The sequence below is a fragment of the Limnospira sp. genome (assembly GCF_051859755.1).
Lineage (GTDB): Bacteria > Cyanobacteriota > Cyanobacteriia > Cyanobacteriales > Microcoleaceae > Limnospira > Limnospira fusiformis.
This window is the reverse complement of the sequence record NZ_JBIMLI010000100.1, coordinates 1-19,693: the sequence shown is the minus strand read 5'-3', so window position 1 is coordinate 19,693 and position 19,693 is coordinate 1. Positions and strand designations below refer to the sequence as shown.

Genomic DNA, 19,693 nt, shown 5'->3' with positions numbered 1-19,693 from the left:
GTTTATCCTCAACTCTTCTCGCTTATTATACCGTATTGCCCTAAAATATTAACCTAATTTGAGATTAAATCATGCTCTATCTGCTAAGTGGCCACGCGCGGCTACCACTCAGCCCAAATGCTTGTGGATTATGGAAAATCGGCGATTTCGGCAATCGGGTTGTGGTATATTAAACAGAATCCTGCGATGAAAAAGTTAAGGTTAAGGCTATGAGCGAAATTTTTACAGGCAGTCTTATTGAACCCGTGTTACTCCTCTTAGGTTCCGTAGGGTTTTTCTTTTTTGCCATTCAAGCCTATCGCCAACTAGAAAAATGACTCCACCGTAGTAGGTGGCCGGGTGAAATCCCTTCCTCAAACTCCTATACTTTGATCAATACTAAAGCAATACAATGGTTATAAATGCACAGGACGGAAAATCTTTAGATGTGTTTGGGGTAGGAAATGCCCTATTAGATATTCTGGCCTTTGTCGAAGATGATTTTCTGGAAACTCATCAACTGGGTCGCGGCGGTATGACTCTGATGGATGCTCACCAACAGGGTACTTTATTGCAAGAGTTGGAGAATAGCCCACTTAAATTAAGCTGTGGCGGTTCTGCTGCTAATACCATGATGGCGATCGCTCAAAGTGGTGGAACTGGTTATTTTGCAGCCAAAGTAGGTTCCGACACCAACGGCGAGTTTTACAGACAAGACATGACCGCCGCCGGAATTGAGTTTGGGGTTAAATCGGCTACTGAAGAACAAGGACCCACAGGAACCTGTTTAGTCCTGACCACCCCAGACGCAGAACGCACCTTATGTACTAATTTAGGGGTATCTATTGCTCTGTCTCCAGCCGATATCGATTGGGAAGCATTTCGCCGCAGCCAATATGTATATATTGAAGGTTATCTCTGGGATGCTCCTGAACCCCGCCTAGCCTGTTTAGATATCCTCCAACAAGCTCAAACCCATAATATTAAGGTGGCTCTCACCTTTTCTGACCTATTCCTGGTGGAACGACACGGCGAGGAACTGCGACAATTATCAGCAGAATATGCTGATGTGATTTTCTGTAATGCAGATGAAGTCAAGGCGTTTTGTCAAGAAACAGACCTAGAAGCCTGTGCGCGTCAAATGTCTTCCTTAGCGGATCTAATTTTCATTACTAATGGCGGTCAAGGCTGTTTAGTTGTCCAAAATCAAACCATTACCCCGGTTTCTGGTTTTCCGGTGAAGCCTATTGATACTGTAGGTGCGGGGGATGCTTTTGCTGGTGGCGTTCTCTATGGACTCACTAACGGATTAACTACTGAGAAAGCTGCTCGCTGGGGGAATTATCTAGGTTCTCAAATTGTACAAGTCCGGGGCCCTCGTTTATCAGAATCCTATCGGTCACAGCTAGAAAAAATCATCAGCCGCTAATTTGATCATCGATTATCGATCATTATCCTGTAGGGGCGGTTTCCTACTCTCTCCTTAACCCCGGACTACAGAAATAGGAATATCTATCTTGTTTGTACCCGGTCCAAACCGCCCCTAATTCTGATTAAGCTGTAGCTGCCTCAGTTTCTCCTTCCCCGTCTTCAGCTTGTCCGCCACCACGATACAGAATTGAAGCCACTACTTGATCAGCCTCAGCAATAACTTCTACACCCTCTGGGAGTTGCAGTTCACTAATATGCAGCGCATCGCCAACTTCTAGTGAAGAAACTTCTACATCAATAGCTTCGGGAATATTCCCTGGCTTGCAGTTTACTTGCACTTCAGTAATTACTAGATCAAGCATTCCCCCACTATTTTTAACTCCGATGGGTTCGCCGATAAAGTTTAGGGGAATAGTGACTTCCACACTCTCGAGAGTTCCTACTGAGAAAAAACTCAGATGATAAGGAAAGCCTTTCCATGGGTGGGTTTGTACTTCCCGCAACAGAGCCTTACCAGCCCAGGATAAATCGGGAATATTCAGTTGAATCAAGGTATGATTCACGGCTCCCTTTTTCATGAGATTTTCAGCGCTTTTGGCATCAATGGTCAGTTCTTCAGATTCAGCCCCTTTATGACCATAAAGAACGGCGGGAATTAGACCCTCACGGCGTAAAGCTCTCGGTTTAGAACCTGATGGTCGCTTCTGACATTGTACAGTGATTTCCATGATTATTTCCTACTAACTAAACTGTGATGAATTTAGGGATATTTTAACCCAAAAATGCCGAGCGATCGCCACCCCATAAAATTTGATCACTCGGGTTAAGATTGATGCTCTACGGGCTGACCTTTGGCATCTAATAAAGCTCTTTTCGGGCCGTGAATGGGGTCTTCGACAATAATGGTTTGATCGCGACTGGCTCCTAGAGAAACAATGGCGATCGGAACCTCCATTAATTCCGCCAAAAACTTGAGATAATCAAGAGCTTGTTTCGGTAAGTCTTCCAAATCGCGACATTCAGCCGTAGATTTTTTCCATCCCGGTAAGGTTTCATAAATCGGCTGACAGCGAGCAAACTTGCGACCATCACTAGGGAAATCTTCGCAGCGTTCACCATCAAGATTATAGGCGACGCAAACTTTGATCTCTTCCAACTCATCCAAAACATCAAGTTTGGTAATAGCCAGACAGTCTAAGCCATTAATACGCACTGCATAGCGACCAATCACCCCATCAAACCAACCACACCGCCGTTGTCGTCCGGTGGTGGTTCCAAATTCCGCGCCGCGATCGCATAATACCTGACCAATGCCATCAACCATTTCCGTAGGAAAAGGTCCCTCTCCCACCCTGGTAGTATAGGCTTTCGCCACACCAATCACCCGATCAATCATGGTTGGTCCCACACCAGCGCCCACACAAGCGCCACCCGCCACCGGATTAGATGAGGTGACATAGGGATAAGTGCCATGATCTAGGTCTAGTAGGGTTCCCTGGGCTCCTTCAAATAAAATATTGTGCCGTTTCCGCACAGCATTATCAATTTTCAAGGAGGCATCAACCACATGGGGACGCAGGCGTTCTGCATATCCCAGATATTCTGTGATCACTGCTTCCGGGTCTACCGGGGGCAGATCATAGAGTTTTTCGAGGAGGACGTTTTTATATTTAATTGTCCATTCGAGTTGCGATCGCAGACTTTCCGAGTCCATCAAATCAATGACTCGAATACCCGTGCGTTCTGACTTATCAGCATAGGTCGGACCAATACCTCTGCCCGTTGTCCCAATTTTACGAGTTCCTCGGCGTTCCTCCGATGCCTGATCAATCAAACGGTGATAAGGCATCGTCACATGAGCCGTTTGAGCGATCATCAGTTTGGCGGTAGAAATGCCAAGTTCTTCTAGTTGGTCCAGTTCTCCAATCAATATTTTGGGATCAATCACCGTCCCCGAACCGATAATGCACTCGGTATCAGGATACAAAATTCCCGATGGAATCAGATGCAGTTTAAAGGTCTGGCCGTTGACTACAACGGTATGACCCGCATTCACTCCTCCTTGGTAGCGAACCACAACATCAGCCGATTTGCTGAGGAGATCGGTAACTTTTCCTTTTCCTTCGTCGCCCCACTGGGCACCTATTACGATTACGTTAGCCAAGGGACTCTTACGCCAAGCTACGGTTTACACAAACTCCTATTATCTAATGTCCATTGGTGTCATGTCAAATACTTCGATCGCCAAATCTCCCCCAATAGCCTTAGAACCTGCTTCTCCTCGGCTTCACCAGAAATCTCACCACCCTAATTCGGCTCCCCGATATCATGTAAAGTTTTGTAAAAAAATGTGTTTTTGTAAAATAAGCTACAGAAATTGTTGTATCTTAGTAAAAGAGGAGTATAAGTAATCAGCCCAAACTCTCTTTTTCCCATCAAATACCCCATTAGGGATTTTGATAAATTTAAAAAACCCCTTTAAAGTTCGTCTGCTTCTCTTTTATTAATTAGACTGATTGCTTTTGACTTTTTATCAATCAACTTCTCAATCAACTCCGTAATTGTTGCCAGTCAGCGACATTGACTAATCCTCAATGATTAGGGGGAATTTTTTTATCTAAAAAATCCGGAATTCCGTTGATTTAAAATTACCAATTAGGATAGCATTACCATGATTAATACTCTAAATGAAGCCAATATAAACTTATTACACAAAGTGCAGAAACTTACTGGCATGAGCCAATTTGAGGCAGAAGTTGCGATCGACAAAATCACCAAATCAACCCCCTCTGGCTTCATGAACATCAAAAACCTTGAGCGAGAAGGCAAAACTACCCCCGACATTCAACTGGTTAATAATTTTGTGAACCGTATGCCTCCCTACCAAGGCACTATTTATCGTGGTATCCCTTTTAGTAAATTAGAAAAACTGCAATCTTTTCTGACACTTATTCAACGCAATTGCGGATATACTATTGACTATATGACCAGCTTTACCTCCGATGAGTTAGTAGCGGAAGATTATGCTTATTCTGCCTATCCAGTAATCATCAGGATTAAAAATAATATTTCTGGCATTTCAATTAAAGAGTTTTTAATTTACAGCGAAAATGAAATCATAATTCCCAAAGGAACCCAATATCGCTTAACTCATTTACCGAAAGTAATTGAACCAGAAGAAATTTTATATATTGACATGGAAGAAATTTAAAATCATGCTCTAGGGGTGGTTTCTGGCAAATGTTCCCCCACCCGTAGAGACGAAGGAATCACCCGATCATATCACCCGCCCTTATTGCTTATAAATCTGGTCAATTAACCAAATTGAGGCAACAATACCGACAAAGTGGGCTAGAATGGTGTGATTGCTGGCGAGAACGACAATCAGATCTAGAGGTTGGATAAAGTCGCGAACAGTACCGGTTCCGAATACTAACTGGGAAGTAGGTTGAGAGAGGGCTTTAGCAAATAATATCCCACCGATCGCCTCTGCCGCAATGAGGGTGAGAGTCATTCCCACCAAATTACTAATTAGGGTAATGCGAATTTGCTTAATAGTGTCAGCGCGGGAAGGTCGCTGCGGTCTACCCTCTCGTAAGCGTTTAGATAGGCGAGTATAAGCATAGGCTTGATAGGTACTGAACCCCAACACCAACAAGCCAGCCACGGCAAAAAAGAAACCGCCGCTAGTCACGGCGGATGTACTCCCGCCGCCGGTAGTTTGGGCGGCTACAGCCGCAAAAAATAGGATAATGGCAGAAATTACAGCTAGGACAAGCTGCGCCCAAAAACAGATCCATCCCGCCCTACGGAGGGCAACAGCAACTCGCTGGGCGGACGCAGGTAAAGCTGGGCGTTCAGATGGATTAGACATTGTTTGAGGCTATATTTTGACTTGACCAATGGTAGATAATCAGTTCGGTGTGCTACATTTAACCTGTTCAAACCTGTACAAAAATTATGAAAGCTTTACACAGATTGAAAAAGTATCGCATTGTCTTGGAAGACAACGGCAGTAGCCTGCAAAGCACGAAGCATAATGTTTCGTGCGCCTACCCAATCACGGGGTGCTGTATAGCCGCAATTAGGACATTTAAAAACCTTACTTCCCCCTAGTTTCTCATGGATTTTACCACAATGGGGGCAGGTTTTAGAGGTATAACTTTCGTTACAACGAACCACTAAAACACCTTTTCTTTCTGCCTGTTGCATCAGATGTTTAGCAAATCTGTAGTGACTCCAAGTTAACAAGTTTTTCACTGACTTAGAGTTGAGCTTTCTACGAGATTTTAAAACCATTTGACTAGAATTAAAAGTAGGAAGAAAGATAAGTTTATAGTGATTAACCAAGAAATGAGCGACTTTCTTATGTAAATCATCCACTAGGTTACGAATCCGCTCCCGCATTCGATGAGAAGCTTTACGCATTTGATCTCGTTTTCGTTTAATTTTACATTGGCTAATCCGGCTCATTAAAAGGTCTAAATGGTAGCAAAGGCGATTGATTTTGCCAATATCATTAGTGGCAAATTCCGTAATTGATTCACCATCATAACCCACCAAAAAGGAGCGCACACCAGGGTCTAAAGCCATAACTCGCTTTTGCTCTGTTGTTTCTCGCTCTTGATACTCTGGAAAACAACCATACCATTTACCCCTGGCATACTTTAATTGCGTTCCATAAAGGCAATTCTTAGGTATAGCTTGAGGTGAAGTAAAGGTTAAACCTTTAGTTAAACGGGTATACCAAGTTCCATTTTTAAAGTTATTTACCTTGAATTTAATGATTTGAGATGGTGCCCGGCAGGACTTGAATTTGACTTGACCCCCAGCCGCATTAGCTTGTTTAAAAGCATCGAAAGCATCGGCTACTGCTTCCTGTAATTGATGTCCTGGTAAAAATTTCACCCATTCCGGTTTTTCACTATCTCTGACTAACTTTTGGCAGTCAAAACAGGTCCCTTGATAGCCATGTTTCAAAGTAGCAATGGTATAGTTATAAATCCACCGATAAGCAGCTAACCAACGTTTCCAAACGGTGTGTAATTCTTTACAAGGATACAATCTCACTTGGCTCAAACTGTTTGGAGTCATCTGGCTTGTCTGATGACGGGGTTTCTTTTTGAAGTTCTTGACGGGCTTGTTTTTCGTACTTTCGTAGTCCGTAAAGCCGAGCAGAGAAACAGTGGAGGATGGACAAGATATCGCTAACGAGTTCTTGTTCTGGAGAGAGACTCTTTTTCCTGAGAACCACGAATTAACATCCACTTTTTGCACATAACCATTCAATGAGTGGAAATCCGAAACGGACAAGCCTATCGGCGTGAGCGATGACAAGTGTGCCGATATTTCCTTCGTATATTCGTTCCAATATAGCGAGGAATTTTCGCCGTTTAAAATTGAGTCCACTGCCAACTTCTGTAAGAATTTATGCTGTTGGGTATGCTCTGCGTAGAAATTCAGCCTGTCTAATGAGGTCATCCTTTTGGGAATGGGTGCTGACTCTTGCATAACAGACAATGGGCTTTTGTTTCTCGGCTTCTTCGATGATGTATCTTCGTTGGTTGCCAACGGTACGAACGGCTTTAATTGCGCCGAGTTTTTTCCATCTTCGCCAGGTGGCAACGCTGGGTGTAACATATTTTGGCACTTTAACTCCGGTTATTGTGGTTGTTTGCATAGTACAAGGTTTTTGGTTTGTGTGTAGGTTTGAATAAGTTTTTTGTTACTAGCAAGCACGTCCTGTGCTGTCCTGTGCTGTCCTTTTTCCCCCAACTTGAATTATCAAGCTAGGAATTATGTTAACTTTTGTAACTTTTGTGAAAAAATTGGCCTTTTTGGGGGGGAGGGGTTGCCTTTGGCTGGGGTTGCTGCTATACTTCTAGTATAATGGAATATTTGTAATTTTTTTATTTTTGCCAATGTTTAATTATTTAACAATATGTCAATATTGTAACCGCGATCGCCACCTTTTGTCAACCCCTAGGTTGGGACTGCCTAAAATTGAATAAAAAATCAAGACAGCGGCAAAAAAAAGCCCTCAGCGAATAGCCAAGGGCGAGTTAAAATCAAATAGCGTATAGCTAAACAGCCGCCGCCACTTTTTCACCTTTTCCGACCAAGCGTTCATAAGTGGATCGCATTTTCAGACCGACCAGAACTTGGAACAGTCCAGTGCCATCATTAGAACCGGGGTAGTCTTGGTGTTCCCGCAACAGATGGGTGAGTTCACCGTAGTATTTGGTAGCAATATTGCTCATGTGACCTTCAACATAGATCATCTCTTCGAGGTTATCGAACTTCCCATCCACCTCTAGTACAGAGACCTCATTTCCATAGTAACCATCAGGCCCATAGAACATCTTGATACCGGGATAAGAACAAGTCAGCTTACGACCGCAAGGAGTCCAGTGGATGGTTGATCCCTCATCAAACAGATAAGCCGGTTCAAAACCTTCTACTCCATCGCGCTGCATGAGGCGCACCCGTAGGACTTTGTGTTCCTTATCATCAGGAATCAATTTGGTAGGTAGAATTTGGATGACCACATCTGCATATTGCTTCTGAGGATCGATATAGGCTTCAAAGTCAGGACGACGAGCATTAATAGAAGCCAGAACATCCTCATAGCGGTGTCCCCGTTCAGCCATATCCCGCTGTATTTTCCAGGAGATTTTGACCTCATCACTAATATCGAGGTAAACGCTAAAGTCTAACAGACCTCTGACACGCTCATCATACAAGGGGTGTAGACCTTCAATAACCACAATGTGATTAGGATCGATACGTTCTGGCGGATCGATCAGACCAGTTTCATGGTTATAGATAGGTTTATTGATAGATTGACCACTTTTGAGCGTTTTAATCTGCTCATACATCAGGTCGAAATTGTTAGCGCGGGGGTCGAGAGCGGTAATCCCGGTTTCCTTACGTTGCTTGCGATCGAGACTATGATAATCATCTAAACAGATGACCGTAACAAAATCTTCTCCAAAGATGTCTGTTATACGACGCAAAAAGGTAGATTTTCCGCACCCGGAATCCCCAGCAACACCAATTAAAACTACGCGATCCGGCTGATTTACCATAGGTTCCCTCTAAGCAAAAAACTGTTTACAAGCTCAACCACTCTATTTTGAGCAGGACAACCCAGGCCAGTGTCACAATTGAGAATTGGCGACTACCCATGTAGGTATAGCCAATCTCGATCGGTAGACAGCTTACTGACTCCCCACTGACACAATGGCCTGGTTATCTGGTAAGCTAAGTATTTTATACTAACTTTAGATATTGATTTTACCAGAAGGGGATCATCCCTACAAGATGTAATCGTTCTCACTTATCGCGAGAAAAATTGAAGCCAGAATAGGGGTTATTGACTTCGCAAGTGGTGTGGGGCTATTTTAACATCAATTGCCAGCCTGATTGAATTTAGTTTAGGGGAAAATTTCGGTAACTACCCGATCGCCCTGATTTCTGCCAGTGACCACGACAGTTTGAGTAGAAAATTGTCCGGTGGCCACTTCTCCCCGCAGAGTCATCTGGGGGTCAACTTGGCGGTAAATTACATCACCTTCAGCTTTAAATGCTTGTTGTGGTACATACCAGGTGAGTAGATCAGCATTAATTTGAGCCTGTGGGTTTTGAGCCACCCCCAGAACATTACCAATCAGGTTAAAAATTTGGTTGTCCAAATCTCCCCAACCCTGATCACCCGAAAAAGTCAATTGCTGTTGGCGATCGATAATAGTAATTGGCCCTGGGGAATTAAGAGTTTGTTCTTGGTAGTTCCACTGTAATTTATCACTGGAAAGCTGTAATGGCGGGTTAGACAGGGCAATCTGAACATGATCTTTGAAAGTGGCTATAGCTGTAGTTAAATCTAGTTCGGCACTTTTAGCGACAGCGCGATCAGTAACCACCATATTTTCTAGGCGATCGATTTCCACCCGACGGTCAGAAATAAATCTTTCTTCTTCCCATCGCCAGATGACATGATCAGTGCGTAGCTGCACCCCTACTTCCTTAAAGTTGATCACCACTTGGTTCCAAAATTCCACGCGCTTGTCATCGTTGAACAATTGGACCTCAGTAGCGATCGCCTGCATTTTTTCATGTTCTCCGGTCACATTGTCACGAACAATCATAATTTGCTCATTAACAATCCATTCCAACTCTTGACCGCGCAAAACAATACCATTTTCCAGATCAACCGCGACAATATCATCTCGGAGAAACAGTCGCTGACCATCTTGGTGCAGTTCTCCCTGTTTAGCTTCGATTTTATAGCGTAACTCACCCTTGACAAACAGTTCCCCCACAGGTTCAGTCACTGTGGCAATTTTCTGATCTTGACTATAACTTGCTTGTTTAGCCTCTACCTGCCACAGCAGTTGGCCATCTTCGTCTACTTGTTCGAGTACCACATCTTCGAGAGTGAGGGTGTTCTCAAACTCTTCTGAGGGTGGCTGGTCCCCAGAAGTAGTTGGTTCTGAAGGTTGGGGGGATTGACACCCTACCAGTCCCCCGCCAGAAATTACCAACATCAGCAACATCATTTGAACAATCCCCAAGCCTAAGAAGCCAGGGATTGTCTGTTGGCTGTAGTTTGAGTTCTTAAAAATCACGCGCCTTCAACCTTTCCATCAATCAAACTAATGCTTGATAGGGGACGGTAGCTATATCCTGGGCTGCGGGGGGTTTTTTGAATGTCGTCTTTGATCGCTTCGAGATCAATATAGCGATCGGCCACATTAATTAGGCTATCGCTAGTCATCGCGCGCAAACTAATCACTTCCACCCGCACACCTCTATAGCTGACACAATCGACCGCATAAGCTAAATCGCCATCACCACTAACTAGCACCGCCGTATCATAAGCACCCACTAGAGCGATCATATCTACGGCAATTTCTACATCTAGGTTAGCTTTTTTAGAGCCATCTGGCAGTTGTACTAAGTCTTTAGCAACTACCCGATAGCCATTGCGACGCATCCATAGCAAAAATCCCTGTTGCTTTTCATTAGTGCGATCGACCCCGGTATAGAAAAACGATCGCAATAACCGGGAACCACTGGTTAGCCTGCACAGTAATTTGGTGTAATCAATTTCAATCCCTAATTGCAAAGCCGCATAAAACAGATTCGAGCCATCGATAAATATGGCCACACGCCCTCGATTTTCTAAAATCTGTTCAGGGGTGAATATGTCGTTACTACTGTTGTTGATATGATTCAACATGATTTTTAAACCTCATTTATGATTTTATGATGCCGCTCAAATAGGTGTATATCAATCCCACATGGAGTTGTCAATAATTCAGGAATTAAATCGGCTCCCTCCTCTCTGTAAGTCTCCGGGAGATAAATTGATCAGACCACAGAGCTGGGTAATTCCAGCTTTTTAAAAACTGGTTTAGCTTCTCCCAGGACTTGCTCGCTTGGTAAAATACCCCAGTGAGCATGGCTATCCAAAGCCGTGATTTTGGCTGACAATTCAGGGTCTTGAAAATCCAGGGAGTATCCCAGTTGCTGGTAGACAGCGGTGCTAAGATTTGGCACAATTGGCGCTAATAAATAAGCCGATTGTCGGACGGACTCAAGCACGGAGTAGATCACTTCCATCAGGGCTGATAGTTCCCCTTGTTTATACAGTGACCAGGGTGCTTGTTCGTCTACATATTTGTTACCAGCCTGAACTAGAATCAGAACCGCCTCACACACTTGGCTAAACGCCAGTTTTTCATAGAATTGACTAACGCTGTTACCGAGGGAACTACCAATGGATTTTAGGTGATTGTCTGTCTGGATATGATCTACAGCGATCGCCGGAACTCTACCTTCAAAGTATTTGGCAGCCATTTTCATAGTCCGGTTAAGTAAGTTTCCCAGATCATTGGCGAGGTCGGCGTTTAGGGTATTAATAAATCTGGTCTGATTATAATCACCGTCTTGTCCAAATTCTATCTCCTTTAAGAAATAGTAACGGACGGCATCGGTACCAAATTGGTTCACCAACTCTACGGGATTAAGTGTATTCCCTAAACTCTTACCCATCTTTTTACCATCTTTAGTTAGAAAACCGTGTCCAAAGATACGACCAGGTAAAGGTAAGTCGGCAGACATTAACATAGCTGGCCAGTAAACAGCATGGAAGCGTAAGATGTCTTTACCAATTAGGTGCAGGTCTATCGGCCACCATTTAGCGATCGCTTCAGAGAGGGTAGGTTCCGAGTCGGGATCAACTAGGGCGGTGACATATCCTAGTAGTGCATCAAACCAAACATATAGGGTTTGACTGGGATCAATGGGAACTGGGAAACCCCAGTCAAGATTCACCCTAGAAATGGAGAAATCCTGTAATCCTTGTTTAATAAAACTGATAACTTCATTCCGGCGACTTTCTGGCCCGATGAAGTCGGGGTGATCATGATAAAGGGCTTCTAGCTGTTTTTGATATTTTGACAGACGGAAAAAGTAGTTCTGCTCGTCCCTCCATTCTACTTCTTTATTCACGTGGATGGGGCAATATTTCTCGTCTATTAGTTCCCGTTTTTCTTTGAACTCTTCACAGCTGACACAATACCAGCCCTGTTGTTGGCTCAAATATATGTCGTCATTTTGCCACACCCGCTGGAAAAATTCTTTGACGATCGCCTCGTGACGGGGGCTGGTGGTCCGACTAAAACGATCATACTGAATTTCTAGCAGTTTCCACAGACTCTCAAAACTGCTGACTATCCGATCACAGTGAACTTGAGGAGAACATCCCGCCTCCTCGGCTGTCCGTTGAATTTTCTGGCCGTGTTCGTCGGTACCAGTAATTAGCAGCACTTCATATCCCTGTAGTCGCTTCCAACGGGCGATCGCATCGGCGGCGATCGTCGTGTAGGCGCTGCCAATATGGGGAACGTCATTCACATAATATAGGGGTGTTGTTAAGGAAAACGTCTTTTTAGTTTTTGGTGTCACATCCATGACTGATATACAAGTTTCTCTCTTAAACTGATCTTACTTAGGTTTGATCTGCCTTCGGGGCGGAGTCGGTTACCCTGACACCCGAACCCTGTCACGGGTCAAAACAGCCAAAATTTTGATACTGTTTTGACCATTCAAACTAAAGCCTATAAATGATAATACTTTTTAAAAAAATGTTAAAAATTCTCAACGAATTCTTAACTTTTTCATCAAGATCTACAAACTCAATGGAGATACCAGCGCGATCGATTCACCGGGTCGGAGCGGTTGATTGGCAGATTTACCGCCAACTGTAGTTAGCCACTTATCCCCGTCTGTCTAGTGGTTTCCGCCGATGGTATAGATAGATCTCAATGACTGTGGAAAGAAGGTAAAGTAATGTTAAGCTAAAATGAGCTAATGGGATCAACTACCTGAGATCAACCATTATATTTCCCCAATCTAGCCAACGATGTATTTTTTGAACTCTACACCCGGTCAGTCGCACCTACCTCTATTTTTGTTTTTACCCGGGATGGATGGTACGGGTCGTCTCCTACGAACCCAACAGCGCCGACTGTCTCAGTTTTTTAACCTGCGCTGTTTGAGTATTCCTCCCGAAGATCTCAACCATTGGGATGGATTAACCGATCGCACTGTGGATTTAATTCAAAAAGAACTCAGCCTCAACCTCAATCAAGATATTTATCTATGCGGGGAGTCCTTCGGCGGTTGTCTGGCGATGAAGGTGGCTATGAAAATTCGTGCTCAACTCAAAGGTCTGATTTTAGTTAACCCGGCTTCTGCTTTTAAGCAACAACCTTGGATAGAATGGGGATCACATTTGACGGACTGGCTACCTAGTTGGTTATATCCCCTGTCTATGATCGGATTCTTGCCGTTTCTGGCTAAATTGCCAGGAATTTCTCCGAGCGATCGCCAAGCCTTGTTAGAGGCTATGCAATCAGTCCCTCAACGTACTTCCAGTTGGCGCTTGGGACTGCTGCGATCGTTTGATATTCAACCAGACCAACTCCGTCAACTAGATTTACCCGTTTTGGTGATTGCCAGTGGTTCCGATAGACTGCTACCCTCCATTAGAGAGGCTCAATTTTTAACCAGGAAGCTACCCAAAGCTAATATGGTTATCCTCCCTAACAGCGGCCATGCTTGTCTGTTAGAAACTGATGTTAACCTTTGTCAGATCATTCGAGATCATGATCTCGGTCAGAGTTTAACTAAAACCCAATTGGTTTGCCCAAATTAGGCACAGAAAAATTGTTGAGGCTAATTCACAGGCTATATGACCACAACTTTTAAGAATCCACCCATTGGACCAGCATCGCGACTGGTCAATGGTATTTTATCTATTAAACCCCTAGCTAAGTTCGCCAAACATCAAGCCCGCCAGATGATGATTGATCGGGCTGAAAAAATGGGGGTTCCGTGGCGCTCTCATGCCAATACCCTCCTACAGAGAGACTGGTCGGCAGAATTTCAGCAGGTGAATAGTTCTGCTCTGGCTTACCCAGAATATTATTTAAGGTCTTTTCATGCCTATGATAACGGAAATTTAAGCTGGCAGGCTGCTGTAGAGGTGGAAGTGGCGGCGTTGGCGGTTCACGCCAAAATCTGGCCTGATGCTGGGGTGGCGGGAGACGATCGCCTACGACAAAGTTATCATCATGTACTACAGCAGGTCTTACCCGAACCGCCCAAAGCTATTGTGGATCTCGGCTGTAGTGTCGGATTAAGTACCAATACCATGCAGCAGATCTATCCTGATGCTACTATGGTAGGGGTGGATTTGTCCCCCTATTTTTTGGCGATCGCTGCCTATAACACTAACCAAAAGTCCTCCGATCACCCCCCCACTTGGGTACACGCCCCCGCTGAGGCTACAGGTCTACCAGACCACTCCTTTGATTTGGTTTCCCTTTGTCTGGTTTGTCATGAACTCCCACAAGAGGCGACCCGAAATATATTTAAGGAAGCCCGCCGCCTATTGCGCCCTAACGGACATCTGGCGGTTATGGATATGAACCCCCAATCAGAGGTATTCGCTAAGATGCCACCCTATATCCTCACCCTCCTAAAAAGTACCGAACCCTATCTCGATCAGTATTTCACCCTAGATCTAGTTGAAACCTTCAAATCAGCAGGTTTTCAGACCCCTACCATTGTCTGTAACAGTCCCCGTCATCATACGGCGATCGCCAAAGTCAATGGATAATTAATAATTAATAATTAATAATTAATAATTATTAATCGTCGGGGCGGGTTCTGCTAATTCCTCGGCTGCCACCGAGAAGATGAATAAACCCGCCCTTTGGGGGAGAGGGAGAAGGCTGGGAGATGAAACCCGCCCCTGGGTAGAAGATTATTTTTTATGGCGTAATTAAGAATGTTGAACGCTGAAGATTTTTACAGCGAATCGTTTTATCTAGCCAATAACCCTGATGTAGCGCAAGCAGTTGATTTGGGAGTTATTAGTAGTGGCTTTGAACATTTTATCGAGTCAGGTCAGTTTCAGGTTAGACAACCGACACCGCTTTATGATGAATTGTATTATCTGACGACTAATCCTGATGTGGCGGCGTTGGTAAATGTAGGTGCGATCGCCAGTGGTTTTCAACATTTTATTAATTTCGGTCAGCGGGAAGCGCGCGATCCCAGTATTCTATTTAATACGGATTTTTATATAAATGAATATCCCTTTATTCAAGCAGCCATAGAAGCCGGAGATATCACAGCGATCGAGCATTTTGTGAAAGCCGGTCAATTTGAGGATTTTCGCCCTAGTGTATTGTATAACCCTAATTATTATTTAGCCCGTAATCCTGATGTGGCGGCGAGGGTAGAACGTGATGAACTGACCGGGATCGAGCATTATTTGGATATTGGGGCGGCTCAAAATCGTGATTTTAGTGCTTTTCTGGAGGTGAATGGTTCCAGTTTTCCCAACCGTGTCGCTAGTGGAGATACTAGGGAAAACAGCACAATTTTAATGGCGCGTAATACTGTGGTGGGTCCGATTACTTTTGAAACAGCCACCGACCCTAATTTTGATAATGTGGTTTCCACACTGACTACTAATAATTCTGATCCGACGGTTCCGGTTAAGGTATTTGTGTCTGATTTAACGCCGGGGACACCTTATTTTTATCGGGTTACTAATGCTATGGGGGAGAGCGATCGCGGTATTTTTCGCACTCCTTTATCTTTGGGAAGTCAAGGGGGTTTAAGGTTTGGGGCTGCTGGTGATTCTCAGGGTGAATTAATGCCTCATGTCGCGGTGAGAAATGCCCCAGAACGTGGTCTGGATTTTTTTGTGCAGTTAGGAAATACAATTTCTGCAAGTACCGAATCTCCTGATTTACCCGGTGTTTCTCAGGCGGAAACTTTGTTAGATTTCCACACAAAACATAATGAGATTTATCGGGAGCGTATAACTTTAAATCCTTGGGCAAATCTGCGGGTAGCAACTTCTATGTTTGGTGTATTGAATGATGGGGAAATAATCGATAATTTTGCCGGGGGTAGTCTGGGGGAAGATGGAGAGGGTGATTGGTTGAATAATAGCGATATTTTTGAGACGGCGTTGGCGGGTTTTTTAGATTATCAACCTCGGCGACGGGAAAGTTATGGAGACATTAGCGATCGCCGGACCGCTAACCGAGAACAACTGTATCGCGCTACGACCTATGGAGATGATGCGGCGGCGTTTTTGTTGGATGTGCGATCGTTCCGGGATGCCCCCTTAGAACAGGTCGCCGAAACTTCTTTTCCCGAAGATATTGAGGCATTTTTGCGGGATTCTTTTGATGCTAATCGAACCATGTTGGGACGAACTCAGTTGCAACAGTTGCAGTTAAATTTACTGGGCGCACAGGCGGCGGGTTTAACTTGGAAGTTTATATTTTCTCCGGTCCCTATGCAAAATTTGGGGATTCCGGGTGCAAGCGATCGCTGGGAAGGATACGCGGCTGAACGAACTAGACTGCTGAAATTTATTGATGATAATAATATTGATAATGTCGTGTTTGTGTCGGCGGGAGCTGGGGGAACTGTAGTTAATAATTTGACATTTGCTGAGGAGTTTGGGGGGCCACAAATTCCTATCAATGCTATGGAAATTACCGTAGGTCCGGTGGGGGTACAAACCGATTTAGGATCGGGTCTAGTGGGGGCTACTTTGGGTCCGGTGGCTGTTGATGGGGCGACTGAATGGCAACTAACCCGACAAGGAAGGGCTACTTATGAGGGGTTACAGACGCGCTGGGAACGCGATCGCCTGGTGGAGAATCTCCTAAATACTCGCCTTGAGGATATGGGTTATAATCCTATTGGTTTGGAGGGTTCGGGAATTGATGCACAGGAAATAGTTCCGGGTTCCTATTTTGCCGCTCATACTTTTGGCTGGACCGAGTTCGTCATTGATACCAATACTCAACAGCTTAGGGTGACTACTTATGGGGTCGAACCTTATACACAGGTCGATGTCCAAAGGGTTCCGGCGCGGGTAATTAATCGTCAACCCCAAGTGGTCAGCGACTTTGTGGTAAATCCTCAATAATTGGGCTTGAAAAATTTGATATAAGGCACTATAACAAACGGTAAAAATTCATAGGAAATTTATGTTTGGCGGCGATCATGATTAAGTCGGGTCGCTTTTGGGTAAGCGCTAGGAATCTACTCCATGTTAAAACTTCATCCCCCTAGGTCACAGAGAACAATGAAAAATTTTGTGGTTAGCCAGTTTAACACTTTTGGGTTGGCGTTTTGGGTTGAAATTATGACCGAAATGCCTCGATGTACCTATTACTTTGGGCCGTTTCTTACCGAAGATGAGGCGGAACAAGCAGAACCCGGTTATATTGAAGATATTCAAGGTGAAGGTGCCACGGGTCTACAGGTGGCAGTTAAGCACTGTCAGCCTGATATTTTGACGGTGGCTGCGGATCTTGATCAAAATTTTGATAATCCCCTACAGTGGGCATAGTGGCTTAACTTGGGCGGGACAGGTCACCAGATATCAACAATATCAGGATGGTTTTTGATCCAGTTATCGATATCGGTGATCACTTGATCGGGGATCTCCCAAGGGAATAAATGGGCTGTGTTGGGATAGCAGTTAAACTGCGAATTGGGTAAGTTTGCCGCCGTTTCTTGACTGGAGATGGCGGTAATATGTCGATCGCATTCTCCGGCTAATATGAGACAATGACAGCTAATATTTCCCAACTCAGCTAGACGGTTATATCGGTTTTTTAATGCTTGTCTCAGGGCTATGGTTGCTGGTCTGGAGGTTTGTAAATAGGCGGGTGTGGCTTGTTTGGCTATGTATTTATAGGCGGTGGCTGTATGCTGTTGGATTAAGTAGCGAAATAGCGATCGCTTACCGAAAAGGTTGATATTCCACTGACTAGCTGGCCATATCCAATTAATTATACCCGCAATTCCGGTTAATAGATTATCTAGCCATGAAATCGGAGGATGGTTCCCACGGGGATAGGCGGAAGTCGCCACTAAAATTAATCCCGTAAACCTTTCCGGGTTTGTTAATGCTAATTCTAGGGCGAGTATACCTCCCAAAGACCAGCCGATAATTAAACATTTATCTATTTTTAAGCTATCTAAAAGCTGTTCGATATCCTGGAGATGATCGGTCATCTCAAAGGGTTGTTTAACCTGACTTTTCCCATAGCCTCGCAGGTCGGGGGCGATGGTTTGATAGTTTTGGGATAGGTGATCTGTAAAAACTGACATACAGCCTCCTGACCCAGGATGACCATGAAGACACAGTATCGGAAATCCTTGACCGCGAATTTCCGAGTTTAAGGAAACAGCTAAACTCATCAGTTTATAACTGCCCTCTCATGATAATATGTTCGGCAATACCAGCGATCGCTCTGCGGACTTGGGGAATGTTTCCGGCTGAGTTATCGGTAATGGTAATAATATACCTTTCCCCGTCAATACTAGCCGCTAAAGTCGTGCCAATTACCCTAGAGTTTTGACCGGTTTTTTCCCCTAACCACTGCGCTTTTAATCCTTGTAAGGCTTGATAACCAATTTCGCGATCGTACTGATGACCTAAAGCCTCAATTAATAGTTCCGAGTGGGGGTGTTCATAGTTGTAGATTTCTACCATCATTTCCGTGAGTTCATCACTGGTCATGCTATTGCGACCTCTACCGGGTCTAAAAGGCATGATCCGATCGCCCATGAGTTTAAATTGCACCCGCGTTTTTTGATAACCGTGTCGTTCTAGTAGTTTATTGATATAATCGGCACTCAAATAGTCGATAAGTTGATTAGTAGCGATATTACTACTATGGTCAATCATTTGAGCCATTAACATTTGGAGAGAGTAGGATTGGCGGGCGCGAATTGAGGAAGCATCTTCGGTAAAATTCCCCCCCTCGACATAGATTTCTTGATCAAAACTCACCTGTTCCTCAGCCGCTTTGTGTAATAAGGCGATCGCCACAGGAACTTTAATTAAACTCGCCGGACTCGCCGGAGTTTGACTACCCCGTAAACTAGCACAATGGCGGTTTAAATTACAAACGCTGATGGTCGCATTACGCGATAAACCACTCCTAACTCTAATTTCTTCTAAAATTTCCGATTGAGCGTTTCTTAACTGGAATTTGAGGCGATTATAGTTGTCTTGATACTCGGAAATTTTCGCGGTGGCTTGTCCCCTTAAAAATGAATCCTGGGGAATTTCCTGTAAATTGGCGATCGCCCTCTGCCAAAAGGTTGCCATTTGTTGTCTAGTTTCCCAGGATAGCGGAGAACTTTTGCCAATATCTACCGCTTGATGGGCTAAACTTATCGCTTGTTTCCAATTATCATTAGCCCGCTGTTCAATCATGATTTGAACTTCTACGTGGCGCAATTGTTCGATTATCTGCTCAGAAGGTTCCCGCCTCTGGTTAGGAAATAATGACATTAATTGACGGGAATTACCTGCTGATTCTGGGGGGTTTTCTAGGATGTATAATAACTCGTCCCGGAGGCTAATCAATTCATTGAGAGAAGTAGCCCCATATAATGCTGAGGATGACCCTAGCATAGGTAAGGCTGGAGTTAAGCCAATACTGACAGCAATGGCAACAGCACCCAGCCACCGGGTTTTTGACTTGAGTGGGTTTAATAAACTGCGTTTGGGACTGCCTAAGTAGGGAAAATTGGTCGATTGTGCAGCCATTGTTTCTGCTCTATAAAACTTAAACAAAACGGGACATAGCCGGATATTGATGTTTATTTCTTGCTTCGTCCGGGACTGTCGGCAGCACCCCGTCCACAAGTGTAATCG

Annotated in this window: 16 protein-coding genes and 1 pseudogene; 6 read left to right on the top strand and 11 right to left on the bottom strand. The window is 44.3% G+C overall.

The window, feature by feature from the left end; all coding sequences use genetic code 11:
- The first annotated feature begins 391 nt into the window (after positions 1-391).
- Positions 392-1,408 (top strand): adenosine kinase, encoded by a 1,017-nt coding sequence (locus ACTIE0_RS16475; RefSeq protein WP_006668650.1) that lies wholly within the window; start codon positions 392-394, stop codon positions 1,406-1,408.
- A gap of 124 nt (positions 1,409-1,532) precedes the next feature.
- Here ACTIE0_RS16475 and ACTIE0_RS16470 read toward each other — a convergent pair whose 3' ends face one another.
- Both ACTIE0_RS16470 and ACTIE0_RS16465 read right to left on the bottom strand, forming a co-directional pair.
- Complete coding sequence (locus ACTIE0_RS16470; protein WP_006622100.1) at positions 1,533-2,138, bottom strand: 50S ribosomal protein L25/general stress protein Ctc; 606 nt, start codon at positions 2,136-2,138, stop codon at positions 1,533-1,535.
- A gap of 95 nt (positions 2,139-2,233) precedes the next feature.
- On the bottom strand, positions 2,234-3,574 hold the full coding sequence (locus ACTIE0_RS16465) for an adenylosuccinate synthase (RefSeq protein ID WP_006622101.1): 1,341 nt from the start codon (positions 3,572-3,574) through the stop codon (positions 2,234-2,236).
- A 507-nt stretch (positions 3,575-4,081) separates the two neighbouring features.
- On the opposite strand from ACTIE0_RS16465, the gene ACTIE0_RS16460 reads away from it, so the two are divergent.
- A complete protein-coding gene (locus ACTIE0_RS16460; RefSeq protein WP_006622102.1) occupies positions 4,082-4,621 on the top strand; it encodes a hypothetical protein in 540 nt (179 codons plus the stop codon).
- A gap of 81 nt (positions 4,622-4,702) precedes the next feature.
- Here the strand turns inward: ACTIE0_RS16460 and ACTIE0_RS16455 are convergent, their stop codons facing one another.
- The 7 genes and pseudogenes from ACTIE0_RS16455 to metG all read right to left on the bottom strand — a co-directional run bounded on the left by ACTIE0_RS16455 (position 4,703) and on the right by metG (position 12,387).
- Positions 4,703-5,284 carry a DUF3611 family protein gene (locus ACTIE0_RS16455; RefSeq protein ID WP_006622103.1) on the bottom strand — a complete coding sequence of 194 codons (582 nt, stop codon included), beginning with the start codon at positions 5,282-5,284 and terminating at the stop codon, positions 4,703-4,705.
- 95 nt (positions 5,285-5,379) lie between these two features.
- Positions 5,380-6,504 (bottom strand): RNA-guided endonuclease InsQ/TnpB family protein, encoded by a 1,125-nt coding sequence (locus ACTIE0_RS16450; protein ID WP_439516937.1) that lies wholly within the window; start codon positions 6,502-6,504, stop codon positions 5,380-5,382.
- A pseudogene (locus ACTIE0_RS16445) lies at positions 6,461-7,060 on the bottom strand (IS607 family transposase). The gene ACTIE0_RS16450 and the pseudogene ACTIE0_RS16445 overlap by 44 nt, the downstream one beginning before the upstream one ends.
- Positions 7,061-7,493: 433 nt before the next feature.
- Positions 7,494-8,498, bottom strand: a complete 1,005-nt coding sequence (locus ACTIE0_RS16440; protein ID WP_006625041.1) for a phosphoribulokinase — start codon at positions 8,496-8,498, stop codon at positions 7,494-7,496.
- 348 nt (positions 8,499-8,846) lie between these two features.
- A complete protein-coding gene (lptC, locus tag ACTIE0_RS16435) occupies positions 8,847-10,037 on the bottom strand; it encodes an LPS export ABC transporter periplasmic protein LptC (protein WP_439516936.1) in 1,191 nt (396 codons plus the stop codon).
- Positions 10,034-10,651 carry a LabA-like NYN domain-containing protein gene (locus tag ACTIE0_RS16430; RefSeq protein ID WP_046319336.1) on the bottom strand — a complete coding sequence of 206 codons (618 nt, stop codon included), beginning with the start codon at positions 10,649-10,651 and terminating at the stop codon, positions 10,034-10,036. The genes lptC and ACTIE0_RS16430 overlap by 4 nt, the downstream gene beginning before the upstream one ends.
- 131 nt (positions 10,652-10,782) lie before the next feature.
- Positions 10,783-12,387, bottom strand: coding sequence for a methionine--tRNA ligase (metG, locus tag ACTIE0_RS16425; RefSeq protein WP_006625037.1), 1,605 nt, complete (start codon positions 12,385-12,387; stop codon positions 10,783-10,785).
- Between the two features lie 451 nt (positions 12,388-12,838).
- Between metG and ACTIE0_RS16420 the strand changes: the two genes are divergently transcribed.
- The 4 genes from ACTIE0_RS16420 to ACTIE0_RS16405 all read left to right on the top strand — a co-directional run bounded on the left by ACTIE0_RS16420 (position 12,839) and on the right by ACTIE0_RS16405 (position 17,368).
- On the top strand, positions 12,839-13,633 hold the full coding sequence (locus ACTIE0_RS16420) for an alpha/beta fold hydrolase (protein WP_006625036.1): 795 nt from the start codon (positions 12,839-12,841) through the stop codon (positions 13,631-13,633).
- A gap of 36 nt (positions 13,634-13,669) precedes the next feature.
- Entirely contained in the window at positions 13,670-14,599 is a 930-nt protein-coding gene (locus ACTIE0_RS16415) for a class I SAM-dependent methyltransferase (RefSeq protein ID WP_006625035.1), read from the top strand.
- A gap of 171 nt (positions 14,600-14,770) precedes the next feature.
- The gene (locus tag ACTIE0_RS16410; RefSeq protein WP_006625034.1) at positions 14,771-16,942 is read left to right on the top strand and encodes an alkaline phosphatase D family protein; all 2,172 of its coding nucleotides are present in this window, start codon (positions 14,771-14,773) and stop codon (positions 16,940-16,942) included.
- A 159-nt stretch (positions 16,943-17,101) separates the two neighbouring features.
- Positions 17,102-17,368 carry a DUF1816 domain-containing protein gene (locus ACTIE0_RS16405; protein WP_006625033.1) on the top strand — a complete coding sequence of 89 codons (267 nt, stop codon included), beginning with the start codon at positions 17,102-17,104 and terminating at the stop codon, positions 17,366-17,368.
- A gap of 23 nt (positions 17,369-17,391) precedes the next feature.
- Here ACTIE0_RS16405 and ACTIE0_RS16400 read toward each other — a convergent pair whose 3' ends face one another.
- Positions 17,392-18,225, bottom strand: coding sequence for an alpha/beta fold hydrolase (locus ACTIE0_RS16400; RefSeq protein ID WP_039933960.1), 834 nt, complete (start codon positions 18,223-18,225; stop codon positions 17,392-17,394).
- 4 nt (positions 18,226-18,229) lie between these two features.
- Entirely contained in the window at positions 18,230-19,585 is a 1,356-nt protein-coding gene (locus ACTIE0_RS16395) for a serine hydrolase (RefSeq protein ID WP_006625031.1), read from the bottom strand.
- Positions 19,586-19,693 lie beyond the last annotated feature (108 nt).